This window comes from Formosa agariphila KMM 3901 (assembly GCF_000723205.1).
GTDB classification, from domain to species: domain Bacteria; phylum Bacteroidota; class Bacteroidia; order Flavobacteriales; family Flavobacteriaceae; genus Formosa; species Formosa agariphila.
On sequence record NZ_HG315671.1, the window covers coordinates 3,359,058 to 3,371,700 of the forward strand.

Sequence of the window (12,643 nt, forward strand, 5' to 3'; positions counted from 1 at the left end):
CTTCCAACTTCCATGGCTTGACGGGCGGTGTGTACAAGGCCCGGGAACGTATTCACCGCATCATGGCTGATATGCGATTACTAGCGATTCCAGCTTCACGGAGTCGAGTTGCAGACTCCGATCCGAACTGTGATAGGGTTTATAGATTCGCTCCTGGTCACCCAGTGGCTGCTCTCTGTCCCTACCATTGTAGCACGTGTGTAGCCCAGGACGTAAGGGCCGTGATGATTTGACGTCATCCCCACCTTCCTCACAGTTTGCACTGGCAGTCTTGTTAGAGTTCCCGACTTGACTCGCTGGCAACTAACAACAGGGGTTGCGCTCGTTATAGGACTTAACCTGACACCTCACGGCACGAGCTGACGACAACCATGCAGCACCTTGTAAATTGTCCGAAGAAAAAACTATCTCTAGTCCTGTCAATCTACATTTAAGCCCTGGTAAGGTTCCTCGCGTATCATCGAATTAAACCACATGCTCCACCGCTTGTGCGGGCCCCCGTCAATTCCTTTGAGTTTCATTCTTGCGAACGTACTCCCCAGGTGGGTTACTTATCACTTTCGCTTAGCCACTCAGACCGAAGTCCGAACAGCTAGTAACCATCGTTTACGGCGTGGACTACCAGGGTATCTAATCCTGTTCGCTACCCACGCTTTCGTCCATCAGTGTCAGTTGATTATTAGTAATCTGCCTTCGCAATTGGTATTCTATGTAATATCTATGCATTTCACCGCTACACTACATATTCTAACTACTTCATAATAACTCAAGACAACCAGTATCAAAGGCAATTTTACAGTTGAGCTGCAAGATTTCACCTCTGACTTAATTGTCCACCTACGGACCCTTTAAACCCAATGATTCCGGATAACGCTTGGATCCTCCGTATTACCGCGGCTGCTGGCACGGAGTTAGCCGATCCTTATTCTTACAGTACCGTCAAGCTGCTACACGTAGCAGTGTTTCTTCCTGTATAAAAGCAGTTTACAACCCATAGGGCAGTCTTCCTGCACGCGGCATGGCTGGATCAGGCTCTCGCCCATTGTCCAATATTCCTCACTGCTGCCTCCCGTAGGAGTCTGGTCCGTGTCTCAGTACCAGTGTGGGGGATCCCCCTCTCAGGGCCCCTATCTATCGTAGTCTTGGTAAGCCGTTACCTTACCAACTAACTAATAGAACGCATGCTCATCTTTTACCGATAAATCTTTAATATAATTGTGATGCCACAACTATATACTATGAGGCATTAATCCAAATTTCTCTGGGCTATTCCCCTGTAAAAGGTAGATTGCATACGCGTTACGCACCCGTGCGCCGGTCGTCAGCGGAGCAAGCTCCCTGTTACCCCTCGACTTGCATGTGTTAAGCCTGCCGCTAGCGTTCATCCTGAGCCAGGATCAAACTCTTCATCGTTAAATTTTTAAGTCTTTCGACTATTACTTTTAACAACTAATGGAATTAAATGTTGGTACTCAAAATGGTTTATTCTTTTTTGTTGATAATAACCGTTTCCAGTTATTATCTACGCTGTCAATTCAATATGTTAATGAACTTATTTCTCTGTGTTTCTTAACTCGTTTCCTCGTTAAGCGGGTGCAAATATAAAACCCTTTTTTTAATCTCACAATGTTTTTTTGAAGTTTTTTTTTGAACCCATTTTTAAAACGTTTTCAACTCCAATAAAACAATTTGTAAAGAACTTTCTTTTCTAAAAACGTTGCCGTTTTTAGCGGGTGCAAACTTACACCCTTTTTTGTTACTAACAAGCTTTTTTTATCTTTTTTTGAAACTAATCTAAATCTAATAAATAAAACTCTGCTAATGAACATTTTGCCTAACTAAACTACCGTAGTTGTGTCGCTAAGCGGGTGCAAATATACCACCTTTCTTTCTTATTAAACTAATTTATTATAACCTTTTTTTGAAATAATTTGTAAATACATTGTTACTAATGGGTTACAAACTAATTAAAATACTCAACCTTAAACGGAATGCGAGATTCTACTCTATATCTAAATCTTTTAAAGACATCTAACACCAGCTATATATAGACGTAAACCCATTAGATTATTTAGAAAATCCAGAAAAATCAACTTACATAAACTATAAATCTGTTTTACATCTCCTATTCTCACTCATTAAACTAACAGAACTGACTATATATAAGTAGCCCCTTGTTTCAGTAATTAAAACAAGGGGCTACTTATATCGGTTAAAAGAATAATTTACATATTACAAGAAGAAGTTCCATACAATTCCAAAACGTATGGTTAAATCACGGTACGGATAATTAGGCGCTGAATAATAATCGTAACCCGTAAGAGGTGCGTTAAAATGTTCAACTTTAAAAAAGATACGTGTTTGTTGAATTTTTGCATTCAAAAAGAAATCTAAACGAGGAAAACTCCCATACTCACGATCTGTTTGCACATAAAACTCCGATAACAATGGATCATATGCATTCATATAATACTCTGTAAAGTAATTAAACGTAATTCCTGTTTCTAAAAGTAAAGCTTTTTTAAAAAATTCGTTTCTATAATATAGGGTGTTACGTGTTACAAATTCAGGCATGTTCATTACCTGGTTATCATCCTGTACGTTCTGATACATTATAGAATTATCTAAAGCGAAATGTCCGAACCTAATTTCTTTATCCAATCGGACTCTTAAATAGGTAATGGTTTCTCCGTTTTGATACGGCTTAACACCTCCATCTTCATCTTTTGCAAAATAAGCATAATCTGTTATTGTAGAATAATCCACAGTTAGATTCAATAACTTATCAGATTCTAATTTATAACTTAACTGCTGAGTTTTCTCTGTGCTAAAATTAGTTTGCCAATTGTAATTTAGATAATCACTTTGATACAGTAAAAAATTGTAGTTAGGTTGAGAGGCATTATGATTAATCTCTGCACTCATTAAAATATCATCTGTAAACTGATAAGCCGCTTTTCCAGTAAAGTAGTTTCCTGCGAAATCGCCTGTTACATTTAAACCTGCATCTCCGTAGATATCGAACCCTCCAAATTTATTATGATATTTACCTCCAACGGCTAAAACATTCCCTTTTAATCTATTCGTAATGTTTTGTCCGTCTAAAATCACAATTTGGTCATAACCATAATTATAATTGTCATGACTTACATTAAACTGTAAATCCCCTAAAAGGGTATTGCTATAGTTTAGCTGTAGTTCATTATAAAAATCTTCTAATGAAGCACGATCACTTAACCCAGTCGATTTAAACGCATCTCCAAAATAATCGTTTGCAGCATCTTGATTGAATTGAAAAGATTGGTCTTGAAACGTAAGTATGTGGTTTACATTTAAACTGTGCTTCGCTAAAGAATCGCTTGGCTTTACAATATAATAGCGATGATCTAAATGAAAACGTTTCTCTTTTAGTAAATTATCGGCATCTTCAAAATTAACATCAAAAACACCACGGTCTAAAAACTCTGGATCTCCAGACTCAAAATACCCCATGCCCTCATCTGTTAACCCCCCATTTTCTTCATTTTCTAATTTCTGAGCAATGAAATGAGATTTTACTATATAACGTTCGTTTTTAGTTTTATAATTTGTAGTAAATTCAAAATCGCCAGAACTTGCAATAATGTGCTGATAATGCCCTAAGGAACGCATTCCTTTATACGAAATAGAGAAATTAAATTGTTCTGATGTATTTACTGTAAAAAAGCCCTTAGCCACCTGACCTTGCTCGAAAGCTGTTTTATAAAACAATTCGGTTAATGGAGTTGGCACATGGTAATAGTTTACATCTTCAACAGTTCTAGATGCAAAAGATTTTCCTCTTGCGCCCAATTCGGGCATTAAACGTTCAGACTTAAAATCGTAACTCAATGTATTATACGTTTGTCCCATATTGGAAAACGAAATAAGATTAAAGTTATCCTTTCGTAAATAGTTAAATTTGTATTCTTTCTTCAAGGACAAAGTGGTGTCCACATAGGTTGTATCGTTTAAATTAGATACAATAAGGTATTGTTCAATTTTAGCAAGTTTTTGATCACCTCGCATTGCAACTGTAGTATCTTGTAATTTTTGATTTAATTCGTTCTTATTTGTAGCATCGTCTCTTTCACCTTGAGTACTCTTATCAAATTCACTAACTTGTGAAAAGACCATTGGAGTAAAACACAATAAAAAGAATGACAGAATGATTTGCTTCATAATTATTTTTTAGACCTTGCAAAGGTAAATACAAAATATGATATCCGTATTAAACAAAACTATAATTTAAATGCTTGCTCTTAACTATTCTGAATTCGATAATGAATGTGGCACAGACGAAGCTGGACGCGGATGTTTAGCCGGACCCGTTACAGCTGCTGCCGTAATTTTACCAAAAACATTTAACAACATTATATTAAACGACTCCAAACAATTATCTGAAAAGAAACGAGATTTACTCAAGCCAATCATAGAACTGGAAGCCATTTCTTTTGGAGTTGCACATGTTTTTCCTAATAAAATAGATGAGATAAATATTTTAAACGCGTCTATTCATGCCATGCAATTATCTATAGCCAAATTAAATCCGAAACCTGAATTTATTATTGTAGATGGTAACCGCTTTAAACCGTATTTAGACGTCCCTTTTGAAACTATTATTAAAGGTGATGGAAAATATTTAAACATTGCTGCTGCTTCTATTTTGGCAAAAACATATCGCGATGCTTACATGAATTCTATTCATGAAGAATACCCTATGTACAATTGGAAACGCAATAAAGGATACCCTACAAAAGAACATCGTGCTGCCATAAAAAAATATGGCCCAACGAAATACCACCGTCTATCTTTTAGATTACTGCCCGATCAGTTAAAATTAGATATATAACTTTCTATATTTGTAAAAAAATTTCGTTTATGAGAGTGCTTTTCTTAGCCCTATTTGTTAGTATGTTTCTATTTAGTTGCGAAACTAATACTTCTACACATCGTAGTTTAATTGAATTTGTTCCCGAAGGAACTTCAACTTTAATAAAAACTAATAATATTGAAGACCTTAAGAGCAGCCTAACTAACAACGATTTAATTCAGGAATTTAAAACGGCATCATTTTACAAATCATTAGATAACGTTTTTAAAAACACAACAGCTTTTAAACCAAAGTCTGAAGCTCTTTTCTGTTTTTCTGAAGATAATTTAGATAGCACACAAGTTACCTTAATTACAAAATACACAGCAGATTTATTTCAGTTCGATTCGTTATCTCAACCAAAACAAGAACATTCAAAATTTAAAAATACCACAATTACAAAAACACAACTCAACACCGAGATTTTATATAGTGTTGTTATAGATAGTGTTTTTATAGGTTCTACCTCGAAAACTATAATTGAAAACAGTCTAAACATAAAACCAGTAAGTGCAGAATTTCAAAGAATATATAACACTACAGCTACAGAAAAAACATTCGCGGTAATCTTAGATACCGAAAATTTAAAACCATCAACAGTATTTTTTAGTTCAGATTCTATTCCGCTTCAAAATTTCACAAAATACATTGCTTTAGACACCGATATTACCCAAGACCAAATTACTTTAAACGGTATAACTAAAGCTCCTGATTCTACAAATTTATTAATCAATATTTTTAAGAACACCATTCCACAGGAAAACAGAATCTCTGAAATTACTCCAGAAGATTCAGATGGATTTTTAAGTTTAACCTACCAAGACTTTAGCAACTTACAAGCCAACTTGGTTGCATATAATAACCAAGAACCACCAGAAACCACCTTATTTGACAACACAAATGAAATTGGTGTAATTTATAAAAACGAGCATCGCGCAATCGCTTTACTAAGTTTAGACGTTATTGCAACTAATGAAGCGTTACTCGATTCGCAAGAACCATTAGAGACCTTTCGCCAAATAGAGATTAAAAAGTTTGAACATCCTGACTGGTTTGTAAATACATTCTCTCCGCTTATTAAAACAACAACCGCTTCTTATTATGCAGAATTAGATTCCTTTTTTGTGTTTTCAGATAACTTAGAGTTACTTCAAAATATAATTGTCGCTTTTCAAAATAACTCAACTTTATCTAAACGCGATTTTTATCATAGCATTACTGAAGACTTGAGCGATGCATCGTCTTTATTATTAGTAGGAAATTCTAATTTATTAGCAGATGTCTTAGAGTCTAACTTTAATGTTGGTTCTAAAGTAAAAACTAACGATTACCGCATTTCGGCCATACAATATATATACGACTATAATTTTGCGCATGTAAACGCTGTTATAAAGAAAACTAGAACTAAAGCTAAAGAAAACTCGGTTAGCCAAGAGTTAAACATCAAATTAGATGCAGAGCTTTTAAACAATCCACAATTTGTAACCAATCATATTTCTGGCGAAAAGGAAATTGTAGTACAAGATGTAAAAAATAACTTGTATTTAATTTCTAATAAAGGGAAAGTGCTTTGGAAAAAACAATTAGACGAAGCTATTCTTGGAGAGATTTCTCAAATAGATATGTATAAAAATGGTAGACTTCAGTTAGCATTCACCACAGCTCACCACTTATATGTATTAGACAGAAACGGAAGAGATGCCAAACCGTTCCCAATAAACTTTAAAGATAAAGTTACGCAACCATTAGCTGTTTTCGATTACGACAATAATAAGAAGTATAGATTATTGGTTATTCAGGATCAAGACGTGTTAATGTACGATGCCCAAGGAAAAACGGTTAAAGGTTTTAATTTTAAGAAAGCAAACAAAACCATTATCCACAAGCCACAACATTTTAGAGTTCGCGGAAAGGATTATTTAGTTTTTAAAACAAGCGATAAACTATACATATTAAGCAGAACAGGTCAAGTACGTGTTACACCTAATAAATCGTTCACCTTTTCTAAAGAAGCTGTATATGTGTACAATAATAAATTTGCAACAACTACAGACCAAGGTGATTTAATTCTTGTAGATACAAACGGAAAAGTCTCTAGCGAGAATTTAAATCTTGGAGAAAATCATCATATAGATGCAACAACTAGAACCATGGTTGCGCAATCGGGCAACAAACTAACTATAAGAGATAAAACCTTAGAATTAGATTTCGGAAGTTATACGCCTGCAAAATTGTATCTTATAAATAATAAAATCTATGTAACCACCACAGATTTACAAGCTCAAAAAGTTTATGTGTTTGACAGCCAAGGTGTAGAAATTTCTAATTTCCCTGTTTACGGAACAAGCGCCATAGATTTAGCTAATCTAGATAAAGACAAGCCTTTAGAAGCTGTTACCAAAGGCAACGACAATGCAATAATTATATATCAGATTAATTAAAAACTAACATGGTTTACAACGCTTTTTTATTATAAAAGCTGAAGCGAATTTAGTACTATTGCATCCCTTAAATTTTAAGATTAAAAAGACATGATAAAACGTAATAACGCCTCGATTTCTAAGTTTATAATTCATAAAGTTGGAAATAAATTTAACGATACTAAGAATGCTTTTTCAGAAAATGAAATACAGTTTGACGAAGCGAGTTACGATTTAATGCTACCATTCTTACTAAGACCATTCGGATCTGTAGTGCAGAGTCATCGTTTTAATCACCATGCAGATATTAAACTGAATGAAATTAACAATTACGCTGGAGATATTTTTGCTGATGAAACTCATTTTATAGATGTTTCTAAAAACGTTGTAAAGCATTTATACGAGCAATCGAACTCTGCACAAATTAAAACTGGAGATGTTATAGTCGCTATTTTTGAAGGGATAGAATTTAACGAAATCGTAACGAATGCTGTCGGCATTTTTAAAATTGAGAGCAAATCGAATTTCTTTCAAACATACCTAGAAGGCAATAGTTACGACGTTGCCGTACAACAAGGAATAAACACCAAGAAAGTAGACAAAGGGTGTTTAATATTAAATCAGACAGACGCCGAAGGCCCTATTGTATTAACCGTAGATAATAACAATTACGATGCACAATATTGGATTAATAACTTCTTAAACATTAAATACGCCAACGATTTTAATTCGCATACCCAAAATTATATCGAGTTATGTAAAGAGTTTTCTACTGAAGTTTTAAAAACCAGTTACGGAAACCAAGAACAAAATATATTTTTAGCAAAAACAGTTGACTACTTTAAGGAACACGAATTTGTAAATATTGAAAACTTCAAGGAAGAAGTTTTTGAAGATGATAAACATAAAACCTTATTCGACGATTACAAGAAGTCGTTTGAAGGCGAACAGGAGTTTCTTATTTTAAATCAGTTTGATGTTGCCGAACCCGTAGTTAAAAAACAAAAGGCTAAAATTAAAACCGAAATTAAACTCGATACTCAAATACAAATTAAGCTAGATATTGATGCACCAGACGCTGCAAGTGAATATTTAGAACGCGGTTTCGACGAAGAAAAAAAGATGTATTATTATAAGGTGTTCTTTAATACTGAAGGATAATACATTTTACCGTAAAAGTATTTAACTTTGCTTTCGTAAAAAGGCAGGAACATTTATAACAGATTTCACCCTAATAACATTAACAGTTACATTAGTACAACAGACTTAAAGCATTATAAAATGACACAAGAAGAATTTTTAGAAAAAAATGTATTTGCTGGATTAGCAAAGCATGACGACAATAATGGTAATTTTTATTTCTCTGAAGAAGATTTTTCTGAAGTCTTAAAACAATCTGAACATTTCGGAATTGCTATTTACGATATTAAAACAATGTTTAATGGTGAAGAGCACAAAACCATAAACCACGATATGTTTAGAAAAAAAGCAACTGATGTAAATTGGTATAAAAGAGAATTTAGCCATTTAAAACGTGAGCAAGAAGGTATGCAATACACTGCAACTTATAAAGTGTCTAAGAAATTATTGGCGAGATAACTAGAGTAGATTAGGCAGTATCTCATAAACTGTGTAAGTTTTAAAATCTCAGGTTAAATATTAATCTGAGATTTTTTTATTCATTAATTTTAACTTTTACACACTTATGAAACCAGAAGATTTATTAAACGAAGACTTTTTAAAACAATTCAAGAATGCACCAGAGCTAACATCCTTTTTAGAACAGTTGCACAAACGTGGTATTGAGAAGTTACTAGAAGGGGAACTAGATGCCCATTTAGACTACGATAAGCACAAAAAAAGTAAAGCAGCCAACCTTCGAAATGGTTACACTAAAAAGAAATTAAAATCCGTTTTAGGAGAAACAGAGATTCAAGTTCCTCGAGACCGTGATAGTTCTTTTAATCCTTTAATTGTAAAGAAAAGAGAAAGTACAACAGAAGGCATCGAAAATATTATTATATCGCTTTATGCCAAAGGCATGAGTAACAGTGATATTGAAGAACAAATACGTGAGCTGTACGATTTTAATATTTCTACATCCACTATTTCAAGGATTACAGATAAGATTACAGAAGATGTTATTGCTTGGCGGAACAGGCCTTTGGAGGCCACTTACCTAATTGTTTGGATGGATGGCATCGTATTTAAAGTTAGGGAAAACTCTAAAGTCATAAACAAGACTATTTATATTGCAGTAGGCCTGAGAACAGATGGCAAAAAGGAAGTCCTAGGATTATGGTTAGGTAAAAATGAATCTTCAGCCTTTTGGATGAGTGTTTTAACCGATATTAAAGCTCGAGGAACTCAAGATATACTTATCACAGCTACCGATAATTTAAATGGATTTACGGATACTATTAAAACTATTTTTCCGAAATCAACGACTCAAATTTGTGTTGTGCATCAAATAAGAAATTCGTGTCGTTACGTGGTCTGGAAGGACAAAAAGGAATTTACTCGTGACATGAAGCAAATCTATACTGCTCCTACAAAAGAAGCTGCCAAAGCTGCTTTAAATGACTTCAAAACTAAATGGGATTCTAAATATTCTTACGCCATTAAAAGTTGGGAAAATAATTGGGATGAGCTTACAGTATTCTTTGATTTTCCTATTGAAATAAGAACCATAATCTACACCACAAATCTTATAGAAAACCTAAATGGAAAGATACGGAAATACACAAAAAACAAACTCTCGTTTCCAACCGATGAAGCAGTTATGAAATCCGTGTTTTTAGCTTTGAGAGAAAGCACTAAAAAATGGACCATGCCAATCAGAAATTGGGGAGTGATACTAAATCAATTTTTAGCTATATTTGAAAACAGGATTAAGTTATAAATAACCTAACCCTGAAATTTTGAACTTACACACTTTTTAGGATAGTGTCATAGATTATTAAAACAATTCTTTCTATAAAAAATCCCAACAGGCTTTAAAACCTATTGGGATTTTTTAAATTTTAAACTAATAATCTTATTTCGAGAATTTAGTTAATTTCTCCGAAGCGATTACTTTGCCTTGCTCATCGTAGTCTTCCTGTTTTACAACACCTACACCTTGAGCTAACCAAATTTTAGACTCACCTCTTTTGGTCATCATCATTTTAGTTTCAACTTTTTGAGAAATCACAATACAATCAAAATTACCAGCTGGAACAGAAATACGTTCTTCACCAACAACTTTTCTATCTGTTGTTTTAACTCTAAATTTAAGTTTTAAATCTCCCACTTCAACATCCATTTCGATATCCGAATTCGGTAAAATTTGTTCTTGCTTTAAATCATTTGGTACAATTAAATTGCCTCCTATTACTAAAGCTGTTACTTCTTTATCCGATTCAGAAAGCGCTGATTTTAAAGTTTCACTTAAAACCTCATTTATATCTATAGTAACATTCTCGGTATCGCAAGTTATTTTATATTCGGCATTAATTGTTTCCTTCCCATTAACATCTGTAACAACTGTATTAATTACAGCCACACCTATAGAATCTTCAATTATTGTATTACGTCTAACCGCATCTTCTTTTCCTTTATCATTAAAATGAGTTAATTCAAAAGACACGCCTTTTTCCATAGGATAATAATCGCTACAAGATTGTCCTAGAGCAGAAAAACAGCTTACTAATACCACTATAAACAAAACGCTTTTAATTGCATTTTTCATAATTGATTTCATTTTTTAATTGATGTAAACGTTATAGATAATATCTAATATTCGATAGGTTTTACAATAAATTCTGCTTCAAAGAGTTCACAAAAATGTTTCTGAATTTTAGCTTTCAATTCTATTTCATCTACTGTTTTAACAGCCAATTCAACATTTAAAGATGTTACCGCTTTTCCTCGAATACCACATGGAATAATATTATCGAAATACCCTAAATTGGCATTTACATTTAAGGCAAAACCATGCATTGTTACCCAACGGCTCGCACGAACACCCATAGCACAAATTTTTCTAGCAAACGGAGTGCCAACATCTAACCAAACTCCAGTTTCGCCTGGACTACGTTCAGAAGCTACCCCATACTCACTTAATGTAAGTATAATAACTTCTTCTAAAAAACGTAAGTATTTATGTATGTCTGTAAAGAAATTATCTAAATCTAAAATAGGATAACCAACAATTTGTCCTGGACCATGATATGTAATATCGCCACCTCGATTTATTTTATAAAACGTTGCTCCTTTTTCCTTTAATTGCTCCTCGTCTAATAACATATTAGACATGTGTCCGCTTTTACCTAAAGTATACACATGAGGATGCTCTACAAAAAGAAAATAATTAGGAGTCGGGATTTGGGTACCTTCTCTCCTATTCTGAATTTTTAAATCAACGATTTGTTTAAATAAATCTTCTTGGTAATCCCAAGTGTCTTTATAATCTTTTAAACCTAAATCTTGTAATTGGACTGTCTTATTCAATGTGCAATTTTTTAATCTTTTAGAACCACTTTTAAAATCATTAATTCTGAATTTTTAATCATATCTATATAGTTCTGTTCAAGAGTCACTGTTTTTCGGTCTTCACTAATCAATGCATGTGTATTAGAAACCGATTTTATCTCTTTCGGAAAATGATAAACAAGAGTATATGTCATTGCTTTTAGGGTTTCTTCTTCTTCACCCATCATTTTCATTTCTTCGTTTAATTTTGCAAGGGCTTCGGCCGAGGGTTCGTAACCAGCTTTAAGCGTTCTAGAAAACTGTTTGCCATCGAAAGCAAACTGTAGATGTTTAAGCATATTATTAACCGATTTTGCCACTTCACTCCTATCCATTTTAGAAAACTCGGTGCTTCCTCTTGCATTAAACGCTTTTGCTTTACCTATATTTTTTAAGATTTCAGGAAATTCTGTAATAGATTTAAAAACAGAACCAAATCCAAGGTTGAACACTTCGGTTTCGTAATTCGATTGCACACGCATCATCATCGATTCTAAGGATTTTAAATTATCCTGTTCGTCTTGTGGTAATTTTGAAATACTATCGGCTTGCTCTTTTAAAATATCTTTAAAATAGATGATACTATCTACCTTTTCCTCTTTTTTATAAGCTTCTTCATTTCCTCCTATTTTCTTGATGCTCGTCATAGCCTCACTCATATCATAGCTCATAAGAAATTCTCCAGAACCATCTGGGTGAAATGTAATTTCTTCGGTATAGTTACAGCTCGTTAAAACAAAAGCTGACAACCAAACAAATAAAATAAAAAAACGTGGCATTTATATGGTATTAAAAGGATTGTTAAGCATACAAAGATAGA

Annotated in this window: 9 protein-coding genes and 2 other annotated features; of the genes, 5 read left to right on the forward strand and 4 right to left on the reverse strand. The window is 33.6% G+C overall.

Annotated features, from left to right (window positions below; translation table 11 throughout):
• Positions 1–30: 30 nt before the first annotated feature.
• Positions 31–540: a sequence feature (16S ribosomal RNA rRNA prediction is too short), on the reverse strand.
• A gap of 1 nt (position 541) precedes the next feature.
• Positions 542–1,405: a sequence feature (16S ribosomal RNA rRNA prediction is too short), on the reverse strand.
• Positions 1,406–2,232: 827 nt separating this feature from the next.
• Positions 2,233–4,200, reverse strand: coding sequence for a putative porin (locus tag BN863_RS14055; RefSeq protein WP_038531759.1), 1,968 nt, complete (start codon positions 4,198–4,200; stop codon positions 2,233–2,235).
• 70 nt (positions 4,201–4,270) lie between these two features.
• Between BN863_RS14055 and BN863_RS14060 the strand changes: the two genes are divergently transcribed.
• The 5 genes from BN863_RS14060 (at position 4,271) to BN863_RS14080 (ending at position 10,213) form a co-directional block, all read left to right on the forward strand.
• Positions 4,271–4,870 (forward strand): ribonuclease HII, encoded by a 600-nt coding sequence (locus BN863_RS14060; protein ID WP_038531760.1) that lies wholly within the window; start codon positions 4,271–4,273, stop codon positions 4,868–4,870.
• Positions 4,871–4,899: 29 nt separating this feature from the next.
• Positions 4,900–7,332, forward strand: coding sequence for a hypothetical protein (locus tag BN863_RS14065; protein ID WP_038531761.1), 2,433 nt, complete (start codon positions 4,900–4,902; stop codon positions 7,330–7,332).
• A 90-nt stretch (positions 7,333–7,422) separates the two neighbouring features.
• A complete protein-coding gene (locus BN863_RS14070; protein ID WP_038531762.1) occupies positions 7,423–8,472 on the forward strand; it encodes a nucleoid-associated protein in 1,050 nt (349 codons plus the stop codon).
• A gap of 120 nt (positions 8,473–8,592) precedes the next feature.
• A complete protein-coding gene (locus BN863_RS14075; protein WP_038531763.1) occupies positions 8,593–8,910 on the forward strand; it encodes a hypothetical protein in 318 nt (105 codons plus the stop codon).
• A 106-nt stretch (positions 8,911–9,016) separates the two neighbouring features.
• Positions 9,017–10,213: an IS256 family transposase gene (locus BN863_RS14080; protein ID WP_038527458.1), complete on the forward strand. Its 1,197-nt coding sequence runs from the start codon at positions 9,017–9,019 to the stop codon at positions 10,211–10,213.
• 135 nt (positions 10,214–10,348) lie between these two features.
• On the opposite strand, the gene BN863_RS14085 is transcribed toward BN863_RS14080, so the two are convergent.
• Genes BN863_RS14085 through BN863_RS14095 form a run of 3 tightly spaced genes read right to left on the reverse strand, consistent with a single transcriptional unit; the run spans position 10,349 to position 12,602 of the window.
• Positions 10,349–11,041, reverse strand: coding sequence for a TapB family protein (locus BN863_RS14085; RefSeq protein WP_038531764.1), 693 nt, complete (start codon positions 11,039–11,041; stop codon positions 10,349–10,351).
• 44 nt (positions 11,042–11,085) lie between these two features.
• Complete coding sequence (gene lipB, locus BN863_RS14090) at positions 11,086–11,802, reverse strand: lipoyl(octanoyl) transferase LipB (protein WP_038531765.1); 717 nt, start codon at positions 11,800–11,802, stop codon at positions 11,086–11,088.
• 11 nt (positions 11,803–11,813) lie between these two features.
• The gene (locus BN863_RS14095; protein ID WP_038531766.1) at positions 11,814–12,602 is read right to left on the reverse strand and encodes a hypothetical protein; all 789 of its coding nucleotides are present in this window, start codon (positions 12,600–12,602) and stop codon (positions 11,814–11,816) included.
• Positions 12,603–12,643: the final 41 nt, after the last annotated feature.

What these genes read in the sequence shown, in the direction of transcription:
- BN863_RS14055 (WP_038531759.1), bottom strand. Translation starts at nt 4,200, where the DNA reads ATGAAGCAAATCATTCTGTCATTCTTTTTATTGTGTTTTACTCCAATG.
- BN863_RS14060 (WP_038531760.1), top strand. Translation starts at nt 4,271, where the DNA reads ATGCTTGCTCTTAACTATTCTGAATTCGATAATGAATGTGGCACAGAC.
- BN863_RS14065 (WP_038531761.1), top strand. Translation starts at nt 4,900, where the DNA reads ATGAGAGTGCTTTTCTTAGCCCTATTTGTTAGTATGTTTCTATTTAGT.
- BN863_RS14070 (WP_038531762.1), top strand. Translation starts at nt 7,423, where the DNA reads ATGATAAAACGTAATAACGCCTCGATTTCTAAGTTTATAATTCATAAA.
- BN863_RS14075 (WP_038531763.1), top strand. Translation starts at nt 8,593, where the DNA reads ATGACACAAGAAGAATTTTTAGAAAAAAATGTATTTGCTGGATTAGCA.
- BN863_RS14080 (WP_038527458.1), top strand. Translation starts at nt 9,017, where the DNA reads ATGAAACCAGAAGATTTATTAAACGAAGACTTTTTAAAACAATTCAAG.
- BN863_RS14085 (WP_038531764.1), bottom strand. Translation starts at nt 11,041, where the DNA reads ATGAAAAATGCAATTAAAAGCGTTTTGTTTATAGTGGTATTAGTAAGC.
- BN863_RS14095 (WP_038531766.1), bottom strand. Translation starts at nt 12,602, where the DNA reads ATGCCACGTTTTTTTATTTTATTTGTTTGGTTGTCAGCTTTTGTTTTA.